Raw genomic sequence first — 20,666 nt, forward strand, 5'->3', positions numbered from 1 at the left:
AGATTCTTTCAGTGCGCGGCCTGTGCCTAACATCGGCTCCACAGCGAACCAGCCTCCTGGCAGCCTGGCGCCGTCGAAGTGCATTTGCAGTAGGCCTTGGGATTTTTGAGGATCACCGATGAAGCTGGAAATTTTCCGCACGCTGTGGGGTTACACCGCCAGTAAGGCTCAGGCGCTCGAGGAGTTGCTGCAAGCGGGCTTTGATGGCATGGAGGCACGCCTGCCACTGGACGCCCGTGAGCGGGCCGAGTTCGGCGCCTTTCTCCAGGCCAATCGCCTGGGCTATATCAGCACAGTCTTCACCGCGTACGACGTGCTGCCGGACCAGTCGGCAACGCCCGTCGTCCACCTCAATGACCTCGACCAGAAACTCGCCTGGGCCGCCGAACTCGGCCCGCGCTTCGTCAACGTGCTGGCGGGCAACGATCGCTGGTCCTTGCCACAACAAGTGGAGTTTTTCGGCCAGGCGCTGGATCTGGCGCGCAAGCACGGCCAGCTCTGCAGTTTCGAAACCCACCGTTCGCGTTCGCTGTTCAACCCCTGGGTGACCCTGGAGTTGATTCGGCAACTGCCCGAGCTGTTGTTTACCAGTGACATCAGCCATTGGGTGGTGACCTGCGAGCGCCTGTTGAATGACCCGGCCGATGATCTCAGCGCCTTCATCGAGAGGGTGCACCATATCCAGGCCCGGGTCGGTTATGACCAGGGGCCTCAGGTTCCGCACCCGGCGGCTCCCGAATATGCAAGGGAACTGGCCTTCCATCAGCAGCACTGGGAAAGCATCTGGCGCTCGCAGCAAGCCCGCGGTTACCGGGTCAGCACCCTGACCCCGGAGTTCGGTGCCGACGGCTACCTGCATCATTTGCCCTTCACCAATGTCCCGGTCGCCGACCTGTGGTCATTGAACGTGTGGATGGGCCAGACCGAGCGCGAACACTTCGAGCGTTTCAGCCACTCAAGCAATCCTTAGGGAGCCGATGCGTCATGCCTGACAACAAAAATAACAGCGCCAGCACTGACACACACAAAGCCAACTTCAATAGCATCCCGGTGGTCAACATCGCCGGTCTGTTCAACTTTGAACTGGAACACCGCCTGGCCGTAGCCGAACAATTGGGCCGCGCCGCCAGCGAGGTCGGGTTCCTCTACATCACCCATCACGGTATCGACCCGCAACTGATCGCCAACCTGCGCCAGGCTGCCAAGGACTTTTTCGACCAGCCCCTGGACGCCAAGATGCGCCACTACATCGGCACCTCGCAAACCCACAAGGGCTTTGTGCCCGAAGGCGAAGAGGTCTACTCCAAGGGCAAGCCGGACCACAAGGAAGCCTTCGACGTCGGCTTCGAAGTCCCGGCCGATGACCCGCTGGTGCTGGCCAACACCCCATTGCTGGGGCCCAACGACTGGCCGCAATTGCAAGGTTTCAAGGCGTCGGTACAGGCCTACTATGAAGCCATCTTTGCCTTGGGCCGGCGCTTGTTCGGTGGCTTCGCCCTGACCCTGGGCCTGGAAGAAAACTATTTCGACAGCCTGGTCACCCGTCCGCCGTCCAAGCTGCGCCTTATCCACTACCCCTTCGACGGCGCCGCCCATGACGCACCGGGTCTTGGCGCCCATACTGATTACGAGTGCTTCACCATCCTTTTGGCCGACAAACCGGGCCTTGAGGTGATGAACAATCTTGGCCAATGGATCGATGCACCACCGATTGCCGATGCCTTTGTCGTCAACATCGGCGACATGCTGGAAGTGATGACGGCAGGCGCTTTCGTTGCCACCGCGCACCGGGTGCGTAGCGTGAAGGAGGAGCGCTATTCCTTTCCGCTGTTTTATGCCTGCGACTATCACACCCAGATCAGACCGCTGCCCGGGTTCGCCCAGGCAGGCAACGACTACGAAGAAATCACCATCGGCGAACACATGTATGGCCAGGCGCTGCAGACCTATCAGTATCTGCGCCAAAGGGTGGCCAATGGGGAAGTTCAACTGCCAGGCAAGGCACGCAAGCCCGCCAGTTTCGGACATTTGAAAAATCAGGCTCAACCGTCCTGATTGAAGTTTTCAACTAAACCCCTACCTACGCCGGAGTCAGCACATCATGAAAAACAACAAGAAAAACCTTTTGAGCCTGGCTGTATTGGCAGCCGGTATGTTCGGTGCCTCGGTGAGCATGGCCGCGCCAGACACGCTCAAGGTCGGCATGGAAATCACTTACCCTCCCTTCGAGTCCTATGACAAGGACAAGAATGTGGTGGGTTCGGACCCCGAGCTGGCAGCGGCACTGGCCAAACACATGAACGCCAAGGTGGAGTTCGTCGACACCAAATTCCCGAGCCTGATCCTCGGCTTGAACTCCGGCAAGTACGACGCGGTCATTTCCGGCATGTACATCACGCCGGAGCGCCAGACCCAGGCCCAGACCATCGCGTATGCCAACACTGGTGCCGCGGTCATGGTGCCCAAGGGCAGCGAGATCAATGCAAAGAAGCCTGAAGACCTGTGCGGCTTGAAACTGGGCCTGGAACAGGGCACTACCTGGGTCAAGGAATTCCGCAAGCTGTCCGATGAATACTGCGTGCCGAACAACAAAGGCGCGATCACCGTCAGCGAATACCCCTCGGCACCCGAAGTGACCCAGGCCCTGCTGTCCAAAAACATCCAGGCCCAGGTCGAAATCGCTGGCGCGGCAAAAATGATCGCGGAAAAGACCAACGGCCGGGTAGTGATCACCACCGAGCATCCGATTTATCAGCAAACCCTGGGCATCTTCGTCAAGAAAGGTAACGACGAAACCTTCCAGGTCGTGCAAAAGGCCTTCGAAGAGAGCAAAAAGAGCGGTGAATACGCCGCAATTCTCCAGAAATATGGCTTGGAAGAACCGACTGCCAACTAAGAACCTGTCCTTGTAGTCTGGTCATCTGCCTCCCTGCACCGGGGCGGCAGATCGAGGTGCCCCATGCAATTCGATTGGTCGTATTTCTTATCCCTGTTCTCCCTGCCGGACTTCTGGAAGGCCTGCGTCACGGTGGTCCAGCTCAGCGCCCTGGCCTGGTTCATCGGCATGCTGCTGGGTTTTGTCCTGGCCTCGGCCAAGCTGTCCCAAACGCCCTTGCTGCGCATTCCCGCAGCGGTCTACATCTGGTTCTTCCGCAGCATCCCGTTGCTGGTGCTGGTGGTCTTCGTCTACAACCTGCCGCAATTGTTTCCCGGCAGCGGACCGATTCTGTCCAACCCCTTCTACGCAGGGTTGCTGGCCCTGGTGGTTACGGAAGCTGCGTACATGGCGGAAATCCATCGTGGCGGCCTGATCTCCGTGGCCAAGGGCCAGAAGGAAGCCGGGCGCGCGCTGGGTGTCGGCCTGTTCGGCATGCAACGCCTGATCGTGATCCCCCAGGCTTTCCGTATTTCGCTGCCCACTTTGATCAATGAATACATCACGGTGGTCAAGCTGACATCGCTGGTTTCGGTCATCTCCCTGACCGAAATCCTCACGGTCGGCCAACGCCTCTATGCCACCAACTTCCTGGTCATGGAAACCCTGGCGGCGGTAGGCGTCTATTACGTGTTGATCGTCACCGTGTTCGGTTATTTCCTGCAGCGCCTGGAGCGCTACCTGGACCTGAACTTCCGCAAGCCGCACACACTCGACACGGCCACCATCGACCGGTTCAGGGCTAGCGCCGAAGCGTTGCCCGACACTGCGCGCAAAGCCGCCGGCAACAACGCGACGCCCATCCTGCAACTGAAGAACATCCAGAAGAGCTATGGCACCCACAAGGTGCTGATGGGCATCGACCTGAATGTCGAATATGGCCAGGTGGTCTCGATCATCGGGCCATCCGGCTCCGGCAAGACTTCGTTGATCCGCACGGTCAACGGCCTGGAAACCATCGATACCGGCGACATCCTGTTGTTCGGCGAAAAATTCATCGAAGCGTCGGATAAACCCAACAGCTCCCGCCTGCGCAAAGGCGTGCGGCACATCGGCATGGTGTTCCAGAACTTCAACCTGTTCCCGCACCGCACCATTCTCGACAACGTCACGCTCGCACCGCGTTACCACGGCCAGCCGGGCGAGCTGAGTGAACATCGTGCCTATGCACTACTGGACAAGGTCGGCCTGCTGGCCCATGCCCACAAGTACCCGCACCAGCTCTCCGGCGGGCAGCAACAGCGCGTGGCGATCGCTCGAGCCCTGGCGATGGAGCCGCAGATCATGCTGTTCGACGAGCCGACCTCGGCCCTCGACCCGGAACTGGTCAACGACGTGCTGAACGTGATCCGCGACCTGGCCAAAGAAGGCATGACCATGCTGATCGTGACCCACGAAATGGACTTTGCCATGTCGATATCCGACCGGGTCGTATTCATGGAGAACGGTAATATCCAACTGGATGCCGCACCGCAAACCATACGATGCGATGCCATAGGAGAAAGAGTACGGCGCTTCATGGGCATCAGTACTCGATCGCCGAGCCTGTCTACAACGCTGGATCATGCATGAACATGGTGCTGCCATAGGCAACCCCTTACATTGAGCTTCCTTCTTTCAGGAAAACGCACATGAATCTGGGAATAGCAGGACGCTGGGCGCTGGTGTGCGCCGCCAGCAAAGGTCTGGGCAAAGCCTGCGCACAGGCACTCGTCCAAGAAGGCGTGAACGTGGTGATCACCGCACGCGGCGAACACACGCTCAATGAAACAGCCCGTCAGCTCAGGGCGATCAATCCTGAAGTGACGGTCATCGCCGTCGCCGGAGACATTTCGACGCCCGAGGGTCGGGCGGCAGCGCTCACGACCCATGAGCATTTCGATATATTGGTCAACAACGCGGGTGGCCCTCCCCCCGGGGATTTCCGCGAATGGAATCGCGACGCCTGGCTCAAGGCGCTGGATGCCAACATGCTGACGCCTATCGAGTTGATCAAGGCCACGGTAGACGGTATGGCGACACGTGGATTTGGTCGAATCATCAACATCACGTCGAGTGCCGTGAAGTCCCCTATCGAAAGCCTGGGCCTGTCCAACGGCGCGCGCAGTGGTCTGACGGGTTTCATCGCTGGGCTTGCCCGGCAAGAAAACATTGCCAGTCGCAATGTAACGATCAACAACCTGCAACCGGGCTCATTCGACACCGATCGACTGCGTGACAACCTGGTCGCTGCTGCTCAGGAGGCGGGGCAGGACAGCGAGGTATTCCTTGACCAATGCCGCAGCGAAATTCCCGCCAAACGCTTCGGCTCAGCCGAGGAATTCGGTGCGCTGTGTGCCTTCGTTTGCAGTAGCCATGCGGGCTACCTGACCGGGCAGAATCTGTTGATTGATGGAGGGGCCGTTCGCTCCAGCCAGTAATGGGCCGCCAACCGGATCGGCACCCCATGGCGGTGCCGGACGGCCTGGTGAAGACCGTCGCTCACACAGCTAACTAATCAGGGTTTGCGCGCAATGATCACCTGACTTTTCGCCACCACCGCATCCAGCGCCTGCTTGATCTGCGTGCCCCGTGGCGAAGCCAGGATCGCCTGCCAGGTATCCGCCCAGTGGTTGAGCAACGGATGGTCCGGGTTGCTGAAATCGACCTTGGCTTCCCAGAACAACAGCATCCACATCGACCAGTAGAATCCGTACTGGCTGTGGCTGATCACTTCCAGGCCGGCATCGCTGACCATGGCCTTGAACTGCTCCTCGCTGATGATGCGGATGTGGTTGGGCTTCTGGAAATACTCGGCCGCCGCGATATCTTTCTGCAGGTCTTCGGAGCTGGGATGCGGGACGCTGAGCAGATACAACGCGCCCGGTTTGCCGACGCGCACCAGTTCAGCGAGGAACTGCGCCGGATCGTCCACGTGTTCGATGACTTCGGTCGACACCACCCGCGTGGCGGTCGCATCGGCTATCGGCAGCGGGTTGCAGTCGGTGACATGGCATTCGACGTCGCGGGCCGGTGTATCGCCCAGGCGCTGGCGGGTCGCTTCGACCTTGGCCGCGTCGATATCGGCGATGATGATCTTCGCCCCGCGCATCCCGCAGAAATGCACGTTGCCGCCGTCGCCACAGCCGACATCCAGCAGTGTGTCCTCGGGGGTCACCGGGAATCCGGTGAACAGTTCGCCGGTTTGCTGATTGAACCAGCCGCTGAGCATCGCATCGTGCAGGCCGAGCATGTAGGGGTCGACTTTCTCCGCCACTGGCGCCGCTGGCGGTGTCTCTGGCTGCACAGGCGCGGGCGTGCCCGCCGTGAGTTTCTTCAAAAGGCTCAGCATGAGGTGGCTCCAGAGGATGAGACGGCAATACGGGACGGGGTCAGGCGTTGTACCAGCGAGGCACCGCGCTGGCGCATGGGCATTTCGATGAAGCGGTGGTTCAGTTCGCTCAACAGGGCGATCAAGCCGAATGCAATGAGCAACGTCGGCACAGGATGACCCGCCGGGTTCGGCAGGTTGGCCTCCTGCAAGCGGAAGGTGAATTCGCGGACCAACAGATAGGCCGGAATGTGGATCAGGTAGATCCCGTAGGAGCGGCTGCCGACCCAGGTCATCAGGCTCTTGAACATTCCCTTGGGCATCAGGTAATCGCGGTTGTAGGAAGCGATCCACACCAGAAGCGCACACAACAGCGCAATCACACCGATTCGGTAATGGGTAAAGGTGAAACGGTCCGTCGCCATGAAACCGAGCACCAGTGAAACCCCGACCAATGCCGACAAGCCGGCCCAGGGGCGACGCAGGAAAGTCGGCTCCCAGCGCCGGTACGAAGGCTGTACGCTCCACATCGCCAACAGCACGCCAAGGGCCAGCGCGTCGGTGCGCACCACCATCAGGATCGGCGTGCGCAAGGTCAACAATTGCAGCGCAACCAGCGCCAGCAACGCCCACACCAGGTGCTTGCGAAACAACACGATCATCAGCGGAAACAGCAGGTAGAACTGCTCCTCCAGCGACAGGCTCCAGTACACGAAACTGGTGCCGTACTCGTAGCGATAAAAACTGTCGGCAAAGCGGAAATTGGCGTACTGGGCGACGCCGGCCAGGGTCGCCTGAATGTTCGCGTGCAGGGTGCCGAACGCGCCGGAGCGATTGAGAAAAAGGCATGCCAGCAACATCAGCGCCAGCCATAACCAGGCCGACGGCAGTAAACGAAAGGCCCGGCGCAACCAGAAATTGCGCGTCTGTTGCCAATACTCCTGACGCGTGGTGCAGCGGCGCAAGGCCGGGATCAGGCTGCGGGCAATGACGAAGCCCGAGATCGCGAAGAACAGATCCACGCCCCACCACGGCTGGCTGTACAGCGTGATGGTCTGCAGCAATGGCACAGCTGCTGCGAACAGGCTGTCCTGCAGGTGATGAAACAGCACGCCGAGCACCGCAATGCCGCGCAGCAACTCGATGTCCATGATCCGTTTTTCGTTGCTCATGCGCCCTCCTGGACATGAGGTTTGCGAGCAATGATCACCTGGCTCTTGGGCATGAACTGATCCAGCATCTGCTTGATCGCCAACCCGTCGGGCTGGGCCAGCAAGTCCTGCCAGGTTTTCGCCCAGCTCTCCATCAGCGGCGGATACGGCGCCTGAATCCGGTCGCGAACCGCCCCACCCAATTCACGCCCGGCAGCCCGCTCACTGGCCCAGAAAAAAATCATGCCCATGACCCAGAAAAACCCGGATGCCTGGCGATGCTCGATGACCAGCCCCGCGTCTTCCACCAGCGCGGCGAATCGCTCGGGGCTGAAAATCTGCACGTGATTGGGCGACTGAAAATAGCTGGCCGGGGCGATGCCTTTCTGCAAATGCTCGCCCACCGGGGATGGCACGCTCAGCAGGTACAGCGCGCCGGGGCGGCCCATGCGCACGAGTTCCGCCATGAAGGGTTCTGGTTGATCGATGTGTTCGAGCACTTCCATGCACACGACTTTGCTCGCGCAACCATCGGCCAGAGGCAGCGGCAGGCTGTTGCTGACCAGACCGAGATTCGCTTTATCCGACTGCGCTTGCACTTGCCGCGCCAGGTCGCGGACCTTGTCGTGCTCACTGTCGGTGAAGATCACCGACGCGCCTTGACGCACCGCAAACAAGGTCGCGACCCCTTCGCCGCAGCCAACATCCAGCAAGGTGTCGTCGGCGGTAATGGCAAACCCTTTGAGCAATTCGCCGCTGTCGCCGAGAAACCAGCCGTCGAGCAGGGCGTCGTATAAACCGATATCCCTGGGCGATACCCGCGTTTCTGGCTGGGCGACCTCTACCGGTGCGGGCCGCAACTTCGCAAGCAGGCGCCGAATCATGTGCCCGACGCTTGTGCGCAGTTTGCTTCACGCCGTTCCAGCAACTGCTCGAACACCGCCTTCAGGCGCTGCTCGGCAACGGCCTGGCTGCAGAATCCCTGCAGGCTGCCCACGGCATGGGCCGACATCCGTTGATAGCGTTCGACGTCCTGTCTGGCGACGTCATGGCTGGCGGAAAAAGCCGTACACAGCGAGTCCCAATCCGTAACGTAACGCAAGGTACGATACGCTGCGCGAGGATCGTGGGGCCAGGATGTCAGTTCGTCGGTACTGTCGACGATAAACGCGTTGTCACGGTCGATGTAGTCGGCCATGGCGGTGTTCAGCGGCGCAATCGCCGGCTTGCCGCAGGACATGAACTCCATCAACGGCAGGCATTGCCCTTCGCCGTAGGAGCAGTTGACGACGTAACTGGTGGCCTCGACCAGGCGCTCGTAGTCGATGTCGGACAGATAGCCGTGGACCAGCACGATGCGGCACTGATAGGACTGATTCTTGTAGACGTGGTGCAGCATGTCGTTCAGCGCATTGGCGATGTCATGGTGCGTGAGCTTGAGCACCAGGGTCGCGTCGGGCGTGTCGCGAAAGGCGGTGCAGAACGCACTGATCATGTCCTTCCAGTTCTTGCGTCCGTCGTAGGGATTGAACACCGAGGTGTAGACCACGCCCTCGAGCAGCAGCTCACAGTCGCGCGGCGGTTGGTCGAAGGCGATCGGCGTGCCCTCGCGCAAGCGTTCGGGGCCGTAGGGGCGCAAGTCCGCGGTGCGACTGTCGATCAACAGCCCGCGCAGGTTCAGACGCGTGGGGCCCACGACCGGACGCTTGTCCAGAAGCCCGCCACGGGCGGCAAAACGGTCCCAGACAGGCGCCGCAATCGCGCTGATCGGGTAATCTGGGCCCATCACATCGCGTACGGCATTCACGGTAAAACTGGAGTGGGTGATCGCCGTCCCGCTGGAGCCCAACACCGTCCGCCAGTCATGCCGTGGTTCGCCCTGCCAGCTCTCGGTGGGAATGGTGCTGAACTCCCAGGCGAACACCGGAATCGTCGGGCACGCGTAGTGGACCGGCGTGCGATGCGGCGGAGAAAAGGACAGGAACACACAGTCTTCGCCCCGGCTCAGGCAATCGAAATACAGCCGATCGACCAACTCGTCCGGGTTGCTGACCTCGATCACCTGCCCCAGCCGTTCGAGCACCGGGCGGAACTCCTTGAGGACGAAGTAATAGCTGTACTCGGGCCGTCCCAGGTTCTGCTGGATGTTGCTCTTGTTGGTTTCCGAATGAATGATGATCAGCACGATGCAGCCCCCGTTTCGGCAACCACCGGCACGACGTCACGGACAGGTTCCTGTTTGAAGAACAGCGCCAGTCGCTGCTGCACTGGCGCGAAGCTGCAGTACTGGTGCATGCGTTCGCTGGCCGCATCCGCCATGACCTGCCAGGCGTCCGGCTGGTTCTTTGCCATCGCGTAGCTGTTCTCATAAGCTATTTTCAACGAACCCCAGTCCGGACGGTGGCGCAAGGTGCGGTACAGGATGCGCGCGTCTTCCGGCCAGATCGTCGGCTCCTGGCTGGACTTGACGACGAAGGCCACACGCTCGTCGATGTAGTCGCGCATCGCCGTGTGATTCGGGGCGATGACCGGCCGGGCACAGGACATGAACTCCATCAGTGGCAGGCACAGGCCTTCGCAGCGTGAAGCGTTGACGTAGTAACTCGCCGCACCATAGAGCCGGGCGAACTGCTCGTCCTGCAGATAACCGTGCATGACCACCACGCGACAGGCGAAGGGCGAGAGCTGGGACAGCAAGGTGATGAGTTCGACGTAATAGGTCGACAGGTCGTTCTGGGTCATCTTCAACACGAGCGTGGCGTCTTGCACATCACCCAGCGCCCAGCAGAACGCCGTGATCAGGTGGTGCCAGTTCTTGCGACCATCATCAGGGTTGAACACGCTCACGTAGATGACGCCATCGACCTCGATTTCGACCGTTTGGCTGGTGTCGGGGAAAGCCGCTTGTGGATGCTCGTCCTGCGCGGAGGCTTCGCTGACGACAGGTTCATCCGCCACAGGGACTTCGCTGATGGCAGGTTCATCCGCCACGGGCGCTTCGCTGACTGCGGGTTCAACCGGCAACGGTTGAGGCGTCCGAAATCTGGCCAGCCATGGGCGAACGGCATCCGGCACCAGATCGCGAACGGCTTCGCGATACCACAACAGCAGGTAATGCCTGGTAATGAAGAGGCGTCGACGCAGGGTCAACGGCGGCAACGGCGGTTCAGGTTCAGGTTCAGGTTCAGGTTCAGGTTCAGGTTCAGGTTCGACGATTTCCTGCGGCGGTTGCTCGATGAGCGGTGCGATCAAGCCATCGGCGGACAACCCCATCGAGCGACTGTCCAGGATGCAACCCTTGATCTGCAGTGTGGCACCCGCGTTCACCGGTGAACCGGGATATTGCTGGCGAATGTCGGCGAAACGTTCCCACAAAGGCGTCGGCAGCACCAGCACCGGGAAGTCCTCGCCCAAGGTCCGGCGGATGGCTTCGGCGGTGTGGGTGGACAAGGTGATCACCCGCCCCAGACGTGCCAGTGTCTGGCTCCAGTCTTGACGCGGATCGTTATCCCAGTGCTCGGCGGGAATGGTGTCGAATTCCCAGGCGACCACGCACACCATCGGGCATTGCAAGTCGGTGGGAGTCTTGTGCGGTGGCGCGAACGAAATGAACAAGCAGTCCTGACCGGCCTGCTGCAACTGCCGATACAGCGGATCGACCTCCGCGGCCGATGACACCACATGCACCGGCCCGAGGCTTTCAAAGAGCGGTCGATACGCCTTGAGCACGAAGTAGTAACTGTATTCGGGACGACCGAGGCTCTGGCTGATGGAGCTGTCGTTGACGTCGGAGTAAAGAATAAAATTCATGGCACTCCACGGTGACGCCGCCATTCCGGCAGCCTCACGCTATGACGGGGAGGACAGGGTTCGAGCCAGTGTTCACTGGCGCTCGTCCATTGTCTTGCTGCCCGTCTTCGTTCTTGTTTTAGTGGTCAGTTTCTCGCAGTTTCGAAGCGACGCTGCCGAACCCTGGATCATCGTGACGAGGGGCATTCTAAACACATCCATCGAGGGTTCGTGAACCGCCCGGTGAGAATAAATCGGGCCACGCTGACGAGAACTGATCAGTCACGTTTGGACTTGTTGAAATTGCCGAACAAATGGCACAAATTGGCTACCAAACAACTACAACAAAACATTTCACCTGTCTTTGCGAGCGATCCTGTTGATTCGCGAGACCCCTCCATTAATTCTGTTGGAATGGATGAAATGTATGACCAAGGGGTCGCTGTTTGAAAAAGCGTCTGTTTGTCACGGGTCTGACTGGATTCGTAGGACAACACATCCAATCGCGCATGCAGGCTGATGCCTCGGAATGGGCGCTTCTGCCAGTGCCTTGCCAATACGATCTCGGTGTACCGGAGAGCCTCGAAGGCTTGTGGCCGGAAATGCCCGATGCAGTGATTCACCTGGCGGGCCAGACGTTCGTTCCGGAGGCCTTTCGTGATCCGGCGCGCACCCTGAACATCAATCTGCTGGGCACCCTGAACCTGCTGCAAGCCCTCAAGGCGCGCGGCTTCACCGGCACGTTTCTGTACGTCAGCTCCGGTGATGTCTATGGCCAGGTCACTGAAGCCGATTTGCCCATCACTGAATTGCAGCCACCCTGCCCGCGCAACCCATACGCCGTGAGCAAACTGTCGGCAGAGTTCCTGAGCCTGCAATGGGGCCTGAGTGAAGACTGGCCCGTACTGGTCGCCCGCCCGTTCAACCACATCGGAACCGGGCAGAAAGACTGCTTCGTCATCGCCAGCGCCGCACGTCAGATCTGCCGGATCAAGCAAGGCCTGCAAGGGCCACAACTGGAGGTCGGGGACATCGACGTCACGCGCGACTTCCTTGATGTCGGGGACGTGGTCTCGGCCTACCTGGCATTGCTGGAGAAAGGTACGCCGGGGCAGGTCTACAACATTTGCTCGGGACGCGAGCAGAGCATTCGCAGTTTGATCGAACAACTGGTAGATCTTGCCCAGGTCGACCTGCAACTGGTCCAGGACCCTGCGCGACTTCGCCGCGCGGATCAGCATCGTGTGTGTGGCAGCCCTGCCAGGCTGACCCAAACCACCGAATGGAAGTCTGAAATCACAACACAACAATCCCTGCGGGCGATCCTGTCCGACTGGGAGAAGCGAGTACGACAAGAATGACTAAAAGTGCATTGATCACAGGTATCACCGGCCAGGATGGCGCATATCTGGCCAAACTGTTGCTCGACAAGGGCTACAAAGTCCACGGCCTGGTGGCGCGTCGCAGCAGCGACTCACGCTGGCGTCTGCGTGAGATGGGGATCGAGGCGGACATCGTCTACCTGGACGGCGACATGGCCGATGCCTGTTCAGTGCAGCGCGCGGTGATCAAGTCGGCTCCGGACGAGGTCTACAACCTCGCCGCGCAAAGTTTTGTCGCGGCCTCCTGGGATCAACCGGTGACCACTGGCATCGTCGACGGCCTGGGCGTTACCCACCTGCTCGAAGCAATCCGTCAGTTCAGCCCGCATACGCGTTTCTACCAGGCGTCCACCAGCGAAATGTTCGGCCTGATCCAGGCCGAGCAGCAGGACGAGAACACACCCTTCTATCCGCGCAGCCCTTATGGCGTGGCCAAGTTGTACGGCCACTGGATCACCGTGAACTACCGCGAAAGCTTCAACCTGCACGCCAGCAGCGGCATTCTGTTCAACCATGAATCACCGCTGCGCGGCATCGAGTTCGTGACGCGCAAAGTCACCGACGCCGCCGCCCGCATCAAGCAGGGCAAGCAGCAGGAACTGCGTCTGGGCAACATCGACGCCAAGCGCGACTGGGGCTTTGCCGGGGACTACGTCGAAGCCATGTGGCTGATGCTGCAACAGGACAAACCCGACGACTTCGTGGTGGCCACCGGCGTCACCACCACCGTGCGCGAGATGTGCCGGATCGCCTTCGATCATGTGGGCCTGAGCTACCGCGATTACGTGAAGATCGACCCGGCGTTCTTCCGCCCGGCCGAAGTCGAAGTGCTGCTCGGCAACCCGGCCAAGGCCCAGCGTGTGCTCGGCTGGAAACCAAAAGCCGATCTGGATACCTTGATCCGCATGATGATGGATGCGGACATGAAACGCGTCGCCAAGGAGTAGGCCATGCTGATTCCCGTGATTCTTTCCGGCGGTGCCGGGACCAGGTTGTGGCCGGTGTCGCGTGAAGGCCATCCCAAACCGTTCATGGCCTTGCCTGACGGCCAGTCGCTGCTGGGCAAGACCTATCGGCGTGCCGCGGAGTTGCTCGACGGCTGGGGCGATATCGTCACGGTGACCAACCGCGAGTACTACTTCCAGAGCAAGGATCACTTTCGGGACGCGCACCTGGGCCGTCATCGCGGGCACTTCCTGCTGGAGCCGACGGGGCGCAATACGGCACCGGCCATTGCCGCCGCCGCCCTCTCCCTGCAGGCCCTGCATGGTGACGACGCGATCATGCTGGTCATGCCCGCCGACCACCTGATCGTCAATGTCGACGCGCTGAAGGACGCTGTCGAGCATGCCGTGACATTGGCCAGGCGCGGTCACCTGGTGACCTTCGGTGTCGTGCCGACCGCTGCGGAAACCGGTTTTGGCTACATTGAAGCCGGCACATCGCTGGACGATAAAGGCGCTGCCAGCGTGCGGCGCTTCGTCGAAAAACCCGACCTGCAAACCGCGACGCATTACGTGGAAAGCGGCAACTTCCTGTGGAACTCCGGGATGTTCTGCTTCTCGGTCGCCAGCCTGCTGGCCGAACTGCAAATCCATGCTCCCGCCCTGCTGGAGCAGACGCAGACCTGCATGGCCGCCAGCGCTGCGGTGGAAAACGCGGGGAGCCTGCAACAGGAACTGTCGCTGGCCCTGTTTGGCGAAATCATGGATATTTCCATCGACTACGCGTTGATGGAACGCTCCGACAAGGTGGTCGTCGTGCCGGCCCGTTTCGACTGGAGTGACATCGGTTCCTGGGGTGCGGTGGCCGCGCTGGTACCGGCGGATGCACAAAACAACCGCGCCGTCGGCGAGTCGATTTTCATCGACAGCCACAACAACTTCGTCCAGAGCGAAAACCGTCTGGTCGCGACCGTGGGTGTGGACAACCTGATCATCGTCGACACCGCCGACGCGGTGCTGGTGGCCCACGCCGACCGCGCCCAGGATGTGCGCCGGGTGGCCAGGCAACTCAAGGACAAAGAGCACGAAGCCTATCGCCTGCACCGTACGGTCAGCCGGCCATGGGGCACCTACACCGTGCTGGAGGAAGGCCCGCGCTTCAAGATCAAACGCATCGTGGTCAAGCCCGGCGCCAAGTTGTCGCTGCAGATGCACCACCATCGCAATGAACACTGGGTGGTGGTCGAAGGCATGGCCAAGGTCACCAACAATGGCACCGGCACTCATCTGGTGGCCAAGAACGAGTCGACCTTCATTGCCGCCGGTCACAAGCATCGCCTGGAGAATCCCGGCGTGATAGACCTTGTGATCATCGAAGTGCAAAGCGGCGAATACCTGGGAGAGGACGACATCGTCCGCTTCGAAGATCAATACGGCAGGACGGTTTGAATGCTGCGCAATCTTTATCAATCGCTGTGGAGTTACCGGGGTTTCATCTTCGGCAGTGTCAAACGGGAGTTTCAGGCGCGTTATCGCAACTCGCTGTTCGGTGCCTTGTGGACCGTACTCAATCCGCTGTCGATGATCCTGGTCTACACAGTGATCTTCTCCACCATCATGCGCGCCCGCTTGCCGGGCGTGGATGACGGGCTGGCCTACAGCGTCTACCTGTGCGCCGGCCTGCTGACCTGGGGACTGTTCGCCGAGATCACGACGCGCAGCCAGAGCATGTTCCTGGAAAACGCCAACCTGCTGAAAAAAATCAGCTTCCCGCGCATCTGCCTGCCGGTCATCGTGCTGCTCAATGCCGGGATCAATTTCGCGATCATCCTGGGGTTGTTCCTCGGTTTCCTGCTGATCAGCGGGCGGCTGCCCGGCTTGGCGTTGCTGGCGCTGTTGCCGTTGCTGGTCCTGCAAGTGATCTTCGCCGCGGGGCTGGGGATGATTCTGGGCGTGCTCAATGTGTTCTTTCGCGACGTCGGGCAGTTTTTCGGCATCTGCCTGCAATTCTGGTTCTGGCTGACGCCGATCGTTTATCCGTTGTCGATCCTGCCGCCGGGTATCCAGCGCTTTATCGAGCTGAACCCGATGACGGCGCTGATGAACAGCTACCAGAACCTGTTTCTCTACAACCAATGGCCAGACTGGAACTCGCTGGTGCCGTTGCTGGTGATCGGCCTGTTGTTCTGTGGGATGGCGCTGCGGCTGTTCCGCCAGCGTGTCGGTGAAATGGTGGACGAGCTCTGATGGGACATATACGTGTCAGTGGCCTGGGCAAGGCCTACAAGCAGTACCCGAATCGCTGGAGCCGGCTGTTCGAATGGCTGGTACCGTTTTCCCGCACCCGACATCAACTGCACTGGGTGCTGCAAGGGGTCGATTTCGAGATTCAGCCGGGCGAAGCCGTGGGCATCGTCGGGGTCAACGGAGCCGGCAAAAGCACGCTGTTGAAGATGATCACCGGCACCACCCAGCCCACCTGCGGCAACATCCGGCTGCAAGGTCGCGTGGCGGCGCTGCTGGAGCTTGGCATGGGCTTCCACCCGGACTTCACCGGTCGGCAGAACACCTTCATGGCCGGGCAGTTGCTCGGCATGCAGGTAGAAGAAATCGAAGCACTGATGCCGCAGATCGAGAGCTTCGCCGAAATCGGCGAGGCCATCGACCATCCGGTTCGCACCTATTCCAGCGGCATGCAGATGCGCCTGGCGTTCAGCGTGGCCACCGCGCGGCGGCCCGACATCCTGATCGTCGATGAAGCGCTGTCCGTAGGTGACGCCTACTTCCAGCACAAAAGCTTTGATCGCATCCGCAACTTCCGCAAGGCCGGCACCACATTGCTGATCGTGTCCCATGACCGCTCGGCAATCCAGTCGATCTGCGACACCGCCATCCTCCTGGAAAACGGGCGCATGGCCATGCGCGGCAAGCCCGAAGAAGTGATGGACTACTACAACGCCATGCTCGCCCAGCGCGAGGGCCAGACGGTGCGCCAGGAAATGCTCGCCAACGGGCAGGTGCAAACCATTTCCGGGACAGGCGAAGCGGGCATTCTCAGTGTCCGCCTGCTTGACCCCAAGGGCCGTTCGGTGGAGGTGGCTGAAGTCGGTCAAGCGATGGTCCTGGAAGTGCAGGTCGAGGTACGCCAGGACATCGAACGGCTGATTCTCGGTTTCATGATCAAGGATCGCCTCGGGCAGCCCATGTACGGCATCAATACCCACCGGGTCGACAAAGCCCTCACCGACCTGAGTGCCGGCGAACGCATCACCTACCGTTTTGCCTTCGACATGCGCCTGGGCAAGGGCAACTATTCGGTGGCCCTGAGCCTGTCGCGGCTGGATTCGCACCTGGATCGCAATTTCGAATGGCGTGACTACGGGCTGGTCTTCCACGTGATCAACAATCGCCAGGAGGACTTCGTAGGCTGCTCCTGGCTCGAAGCACAGACCAGCGTGACCCGTTCCAGTGAGAGTCGGGTGGAATCCATTGGAGAAATACGATGACCAGACTGTTGGTGGAATGTACCTACGTCTTCGAACACCCGGATGCCAACTCGGGCATTCAACGGGTCGTTCGTAATGTTATTCAGCAATTGCCGGCCGCAGACACCCAGCGTGAATGCATTCCGGTGGTGATGCTCAATGGCGCGTTGTTCGAGGTGAAAAGCCTGGCGCCCTTGCCGACCGTCAAAGTGGACCTGGTGAGCCTGCGGGTGAAGCTGGAACAGTTCGCCAATCTGTACTGGCTGCGCCATCGCGCACTGGAGCGGCGCCGTCCTTTCAGCACATCGAAGTTCGCCCGCCGGGTGCTTTATGTCGGTTGTCGCCTCACCGCGTTCGCCTGCCTGAGCCTGCCGATGCGCCTGCTCGATCGGGCACTCAAGGGCCAGAAGGTTCCCGAGCGCTGCGTGCCGTTGCAGCATCGCGCCGGCGATCAACTGGTGCTGCTGGATTCGTCCTGGCACGCCAACTTCTTCCCCCTGGCCGAGCAACTCAAGCGTGACGGGGTTGGCATCATTTCGGTCGTCTACGACCTGATTCCCCTGACCCACCCGCAGTTCTGCGACGCAGGATTGGTGAAGGTGTTCAACGAATGGTTCGACTGGATCGCCCGCACCGCCGATGGTTACGTGGCGATCTCGACCACCATCCGCGACCAGGTTCGCCAGGAGATGACCCGCAGGATCGGCTCCACGCAGGTGCAGCAACGCTGGTTCGACTACTTTCACCTCGGCTCCGAACTCGACCTGACCGATGCCCGGTCCGCCGTCGACCCGGGGCTGCTGCAGATGTTCAAGACGCCGGACCCTGTGTTTCTGATGGTCAGCACCATCGAGCCGCGCAAGAACCATGCGTATCTGCTGGACGCGTTCGAGCGCGCCTGGGCGGCCGGGTCCAAAGCCCGGTTGTGCATCGTCGGCAAGATTGGCTGGAAGTGCGAGGCGCTGATCGAGCGTATCCGCCAGCATCCACAATTGAACCAGCGCTTGTTCATGCTCAACACACTCTCGGACAAGAGCCTGGAACACGCCTATTGCCACGCGACATCGCTGGTGTTCCCCTCCTACGTCGAAGGGTTCGGTTTGCCGCTGGTGGAAGCCATGCAGCGAGGCCTGCCGGCAATGGCCAGCGACATCCCGGTGTTCCGCGAAATCGGTGGCGGGTACATGGCGTATTTCGACCTCGCCGACCCGCAGAACCTGGCCGACCTGGTCACCGACATGGAAAGCGGCGGCGCATTTCCCGCCCCCCTCAACCTGGATAACTGGCGTTGGCTGAGCTGGCGCGAGGCGAGTGCGCAACTGGTCGGACGCATCCAGCGCAACCTGCACAGCGATGCGAAGGTGCCTGAGAGTCAGCATGCGCATTGCCCTTAACGCCCGCATCCTCCAGGCCCCGCGCACCGGCATCGGCCACTACGTCGCCGAACTGGCGAACGCCCTGGCGGGTGAGCCGGATATTGAACTGGCGCTGTTTCATGGCTGGGGCTGGAGTGCTGTGCTGCCTGAAGCGGCCATGCCCGGTTATTCCCGACTGACACCATTGCTGCGGCAAATTCCGGGGGCCTATCAGGCCCGACGGTGGCTGGAGCAGAAACGCTTCGATCAAGGCCGCGGGCAAGCCATCGACCTTTACCACGAACCAAGTTTGTGGCCGCTGTCGTTCGACGGCCCGACCGTCATCACCCTGCATGACCTGACTCACCTGCACTATCCGCAAACGCAGCCACCGGCGCGCTTGCGAGAAATCGAACGGCGCGTGGCCGACGGCGTGCGACAGGCAAGCCTGATTCTTACCGTCTCGCAATACATTGCTGACGAAGCCCAGGCGCATTTCGGATTACCGGCCGAGCGATTTGTCGTCGCACCGCTGGGTGTAGCCGCGCGTTTTCGCCCGCGGTCCCCTGAGGCTATCGACGCCGTACTCAAGACCCATGGCGTCGTAGCGCGGGAATACTTCCTCTGTGTCGGTACCCTGGAACCGCGCAAGAATCTGTCCCTCGCCCTGCGCGCCCATGCCCGATTGCCGGAATCAGTCCGTCAGCGTTTTCCATTGCTGATCGTCGGCATGGCCGGCTGGCAGCGCGAGCAGTTCAGCGAAGAATTGCACCAGGCCCTGTCCTGCGGTCATGTCTGTTTGCTCGGCTATCTGCCTGACGAGCACGTTGCACAGCTACTGGCCGGTGCCCGGGCATTGATTTTTCCATCGCTTTACGAAGGTTTTGGCCTGCCGGTGCTGGAGGCCATGGCCTGCGGCACACCGGTCATTCTGACCAGACGTTCGGCCATGCCCGAAGTGGCAGGCTCTGCAGGTAACTATGTTGAACCGGATGAAACCGACGGCTTGTGCGATGCAATGAGTCGTCTGATCGAGGATCTAGCGCATTGGCAGGCATGCCGAGAGGCCGGATTGCTACAGGCAAGGCTTTTTACCTGGGAACGCTGCGCGCAAGTCACGGCCAGCGCTTACCGCCAGGCAATGGGAGGTTGAATGCGAGTTCTTCATTTTTTCAAGACGTACCTGCCTGACTCGGTCGGCGGGATCGAACAAGTGATTTTCCAGTTGTGCGAAAGCGGTGCCCTGCACGGCGTTGAAGGCAAGGTGCTGACACTCAGTGCCGATCCGACACCGCCGGTGATGCAGATCGCCCAACATGAAGTCCATCGAGCCAGGCTCGACATTCAGTTCGCCTCCACCGGGTTTTCCTGGAGCGTCTTCAAACAGTTTCGCGAGCTGGCAGCCGAGGCCGACGTGGTCAATTACCACTTTCCATGGCCGTTCATGGACCTGGTACATTTCACCAGCGGCCTGAACAAACCCAGCGTGGTGACGTACCACTCGGACATTATCCGCCAGAAACAGCTGCTCAAACTTTACCGGCCGCTGATGAATCGCTTTCTGCACAGCGCCGACCGGATCGTCGCAGCATCACCCAATTACCTGCACACCAGTGATGTGCTGCAACAGTTTCAGGACAAGACCCGAGTGATTCCCTATGGACTGAACAAGGCAGGTTACCCACAGCCTGACAGTGATCGAACGGCCCACTGGCGACAACAACTCGGCGACAAGTTTTTTCTGTTTGTCGGTGTGATGCGCTACTACAAAGGTTTGCACATCCTGCTCGACGCCCTGAAGGACCTGGATTACCCGACGGTGATTGTCGGTGCCGGCCCACTGGAAGTAGAACTGCATGCCCAGGCGGCTGCCTTGGGTTTACGCAATGTTCACTTCCTCGGGCGTCTGGGGGACGAGGACAAAGTGGCGCTGCTGCAACTGAGCTACGCCATCGTGTTCCCATCGCACCTGCGCTCCGAAGCCTTTGGCATTTCACTGCTGGAAGGCGCGATGTATGGCAAACCGATGATCTCCAGTGAAATTGGCACCGGCACCAGTTACATCAACATCCATAACGAGACCGGGTTCGTGGTGCCGCCGAGCAATCCATCGGCATTTCGTGAGGCGATGCGTACGCTTTGGGAAAACCCGGTGCTGGCGGCGCAAATGGGCGAGAAGGCGCAGGCCCGCTATCAAAATCTGTTCACCGCGGACGAAATGGGTCGCAAATGGGCGTCCTTGTATGAGGAACTGCTGGAAGAAAAAGCCCTCACCTACGCATGAGGCTTCATCCATTCTTCAAGCGTCTTGTGGT

General features: G+C 60.3%; 18 protein-coding genes. 13 read left to right on the forward strand and 5 right to left on the reverse strand.

Annotation, left to right across the window (positions count from 1 at the left end):
* The first annotated feature begins 118 nt into the window (after positions 1 to 118).
* The 5 genes from KGA85_RS10950 to KGA85_RS10970 all read left to right on the forward strand — a co-directional run bounded on the left by KGA85_RS10950 (position 119) and on the right by KGA85_RS10970 (position 5,355).
* On the forward strand, positions 119 to 970 hold the full coding sequence (locus KGA85_RS10950) for a sugar phosphate isomerase/epimerase family protein (protein WP_223454615.1): 852 nt from the start codon (positions 119 to 121) through the stop codon (positions 968 to 970).
* Positions 971 to 984: 14 nt separating this feature from the next.
* Complete coding sequence (locus KGA85_RS10955) at positions 985 to 2,055, forward strand: isopenicillin N synthase family dioxygenase (RefSeq protein WP_223454617.1); 1,071 nt, start codon at positions 985 to 987, stop codon at positions 2,053 to 2,055.
* 46 nt (positions 2,056 to 2,101) lie between these two features.
* Positions 2,102 to 2,896, forward strand: a complete 795-nt coding sequence (locus KGA85_RS10960; RefSeq protein ID WP_223454619.1) for an ABC transporter substrate-binding protein — start codon at positions 2,102 to 2,104, stop codon at positions 2,894 to 2,896.
* 63 nt (positions 2,897 to 2,959) lie between these two features.
* Positions 2,960 to 4,507: an amino acid ABC transporter permease/ATP-binding protein gene (locus KGA85_RS10965; protein WP_223454621.1), complete on the forward strand. Its 1,548-nt coding sequence runs from the start codon at positions 2,960 to 2,962 to the stop codon at positions 4,505 to 4,507.
* A 59-nt stretch (positions 4,508 to 4,566) separates the two neighbouring features.
* Positions 4,567 to 5,355, forward strand: a complete 789-nt coding sequence (locus tag KGA85_RS10970) for an SDR family oxidoreductase (protein WP_223454622.1) — start codon at positions 4,567 to 4,569, stop codon at positions 5,353 to 5,355.
* Positions 5,356 to 5,432: 77 nt separating this feature from the next.
* Here KGA85_RS10970 and KGA85_RS10975 read toward each other — a convergent pair whose 3' ends face one another.
* The 5 genes from KGA85_RS10975 to KGA85_RS10995 are packed head-to-tail and all read right to left on the reverse strand — an operon-like array spanning position 5,433 to position 11,206.
* Positions 5,433 to 6,266 (reverse strand): class I SAM-dependent methyltransferase, encoded by an 834-nt coding sequence (locus KGA85_RS10975; RefSeq protein ID WP_223454623.1) that lies wholly within the window; start codon positions 6,264 to 6,266, stop codon positions 5,433 to 5,435.
* Entirely contained in the window at positions 6,260 to 7,417 is a 1,158-nt protein-coding gene (locus KGA85_RS10980; RefSeq protein ID WP_223454625.1) for an acyltransferase family protein, read from the reverse strand. Before KGA85_RS10980 ends, KGA85_RS10975 begins: the two co-directional genes overlap by 7 nt.
* Complete coding sequence (locus KGA85_RS10985; protein WP_223454627.1) at positions 7,414 to 8,280, reverse strand: class I SAM-dependent methyltransferase; 867 nt, start codon at positions 8,278 to 8,280, stop codon at positions 7,414 to 7,416. The genes KGA85_RS10980 and KGA85_RS10985 overlap by 4 nt, the downstream gene beginning before the upstream one ends.
* Positions 8,277 to 9,581 carry a glycosyltransferase gene (locus KGA85_RS10990; RefSeq protein WP_223454629.1) on the reverse strand — a complete coding sequence of 435 codons (1,305 nt, stop codon included), beginning with the start codon at positions 9,579 to 9,581 and terminating at the stop codon, positions 8,277 to 8,279. The genes KGA85_RS10985 and KGA85_RS10990 overlap by 4 nt, the downstream gene beginning before the upstream one ends.
* Positions 9,575 to 11,206, reverse strand: coding sequence for a glycosyltransferase (locus tag KGA85_RS10995; protein WP_223543107.1), 1,632 nt, complete (start codon positions 11,204 to 11,206; stop codon positions 9,575 to 9,577). The genes KGA85_RS10990 and KGA85_RS10995 overlap by 7 nt, the downstream gene beginning before the upstream one ends.
* Before the next feature lie 425 nt (positions 11,207 to 11,631).
* On the opposite strand from KGA85_RS10995, the gene KGA85_RS11000 reads away from it, so the two are divergent.
* From KGA85_RS11000 to KGA85_RS11035, 8 genes are read left to right on the forward strand one after another with little or no spacing between them, the layout of a single operon-like run.
* Positions 11,632 to 12,546 carry a GDP-mannose 4,6-dehydratase gene (locus KGA85_RS11000; RefSeq protein WP_223454633.1) on the forward strand — a complete coding sequence of 305 codons (915 nt, stop codon included), beginning with the start codon at positions 11,632 to 11,634 and terminating at the stop codon, positions 12,544 to 12,546.
* The gene (gene gmd / locus KGA85_RS11005) at positions 12,543 to 13,514 is read left to right on the forward strand and encodes a GDP-mannose 4,6-dehydratase (protein WP_223454635.1); all 972 of its coding nucleotides are present in this window, start codon (positions 12,543 to 12,545) and stop codon (positions 13,512 to 13,514) included. Before KGA85_RS11000 ends, gmd begins: the two co-directional genes overlap by 4 nt.
* 3 nt (positions 13,515 to 13,517) lie before the next feature.
* Positions 13,518 to 14,960 carry a mannose-1-phosphate guanylyltransferase/mannose-6-phosphate isomerase gene (locus tag KGA85_RS11010; RefSeq protein WP_223454637.1) on the forward strand — a complete coding sequence of 481 codons (1,443 nt, stop codon included), beginning with the start codon at positions 13,518 to 13,520 and terminating at the stop codon, positions 14,958 to 14,960.
* Positions 14,961 to 15,758 (forward strand): ABC transporter permease, encoded by a 798-nt coding sequence (locus KGA85_RS11015; RefSeq protein WP_223454639.1) that lies wholly within the window; start codon positions 14,961 to 14,963, stop codon positions 15,756 to 15,758.
* Entirely contained in the window at positions 15,758 to 17,017 is a 1,260-nt protein-coding gene (locus KGA85_RS11020) for an ABC transporter ATP-binding protein (RefSeq protein WP_223454641.1), read from the forward strand. Before KGA85_RS11015 ends, KGA85_RS11020 begins: the two co-directional genes overlap by 1 nt.
* Positions 17,014 to 18,390: a glycosyltransferase family 4 protein gene (locus tag KGA85_RS11025; protein ID WP_223531941.1), complete on the forward strand. Its 1,377-nt coding sequence runs from the start codon at positions 17,014 to 17,016 to the stop codon at positions 18,388 to 18,390. Before KGA85_RS11020 ends, KGA85_RS11025 begins: the two co-directional genes overlap by 4 nt.
* Positions 18,374 to 19,504, forward strand: a complete 1,131-nt coding sequence (locus tag KGA85_RS11030; RefSeq protein ID WP_223454645.1) for a glycosyltransferase family 4 protein — start codon at positions 18,374 to 18,376, stop codon at positions 19,502 to 19,504. The genes KGA85_RS11025 and KGA85_RS11030 overlap by 17 nt, the downstream gene beginning before the upstream one ends.
* Positions 19,505 to 20,635 carry a glycosyltransferase family 4 protein gene (locus tag KGA85_RS11035; protein ID WP_223454647.1) on the forward strand — a complete coding sequence of 377 codons (1,131 nt, stop codon included), beginning with the start codon at positions 19,505 to 19,507 and terminating at the stop codon, positions 20,633 to 20,635. It begins immediately after the preceding gene.
* Positions 20,636 to 20,666 lie beyond the last annotated feature (31 nt).

The organism is Pseudomonas sp. GL-B-12, assembly GCF_019955895.1.
Lineage (GTDB): Bacteria > Pseudomonadota > Gammaproteobacteria > Pseudomonadales > Pseudomonadaceae > Aquipseudomonas.

Coding starts and splice junctions, on each gene's coding strand:
- KGA85_RS10950 (WP_223454615.1), top strand. CDS start 119: ATGAAGCTGGAAATTTTCCGCACGCTGTGGGGTTACACCGCCAGTAAG.
- KGA85_RS10955 (WP_223454617.1), top strand. CDS start 985: ATGCCTGACAACAAAAATAACAGCGCCAGCACTGACACACACAAAGCC.
- KGA85_RS10960 (WP_223454619.1), top strand. CDS start 2,102: ATGAAAAACAACAAGAAAAACCTTTTGAGCCTGGCTGTATTGGCAGCC.
- KGA85_RS10965 (WP_223454621.1), top strand. CDS start 2,960: ATGCAATTCGATTGGTCGTATTTCTTATCCCTGTTCTCCCTGCCGGAC.
- KGA85_RS10970 (WP_223454622.1), top strand. CDS start 4,567: ATGAATCTGGGAATAGCAGGACGCTGGGCGCTGGTGTGCGCCGCCAGC.
- KGA85_RS10975 (WP_223454623.1), bottom strand. CDS start 6,266: ATGCTGAGCCTTTTGAAGAAACTCACGGCGGGCACGCCCGCGCCTGTG.
- KGA85_RS10980 (WP_223454625.1), bottom strand. CDS start 7,417: ATGAGCAACGAAAAACGGATCATGGACATCGAGTTGCTGCGCGGCATT.
- KGA85_RS10985 (WP_223454627.1), bottom strand. CDS start 8,280: ATGATTCGGCGCCTGCTTGCGAAGTTGCGGCCCGCACCGGTAGAGGTC.
- KGA85_RS10995 (WP_223543107.1), bottom strand. CDS start 11,206: ATGAATTTTATTCTTTACTCCGACGTCAACGACAGCTCCATCAGCCAG.
- gmd (WP_223454635.1), top strand. CDS start 12,543: ATGACTAAAAGTGCATTGATCACAGGTATCACCGGCCAGGATGGCGCA.
- KGA85_RS11010 (WP_223454637.1), top strand. CDS start 13,518: ATGCTGATTCCCGTGATTCTTTCCGGCGGTGCCGGGACCAGGTTGTGG.
- KGA85_RS11015 (WP_223454639.1), top strand. CDS start 14,961: ATGCTGCGCAATCTTTATCAATCGCTGTGGAGTTACCGGGGTTTCATC.
- KGA85_RS11020 (WP_223454641.1), top strand. CDS start 15,758: ATGGGACATATACGTGTCAGTGGCCTGGGCAAGGCCTACAAGCAGTAC.
- KGA85_RS11025 (WP_223531941.1), top strand. CDS start 17,014: ATGACCAGACTGTTGGTGGAATGTACCTACGTCTTCGAACACCCGGAT.
- KGA85_RS11030 (WP_223454645.1), top strand. CDS start 18,374: ATGCGCATTGCCCTTAACGCCCGCATCCTCCAGGCCCCGCGCACCGGC.
- KGA85_RS11035 (WP_223454647.1), top strand. CDS start 19,505: ATGCGAGTTCTTCATTTTTTCAAGACGTACCTGCCTGACTCGGTCGGC.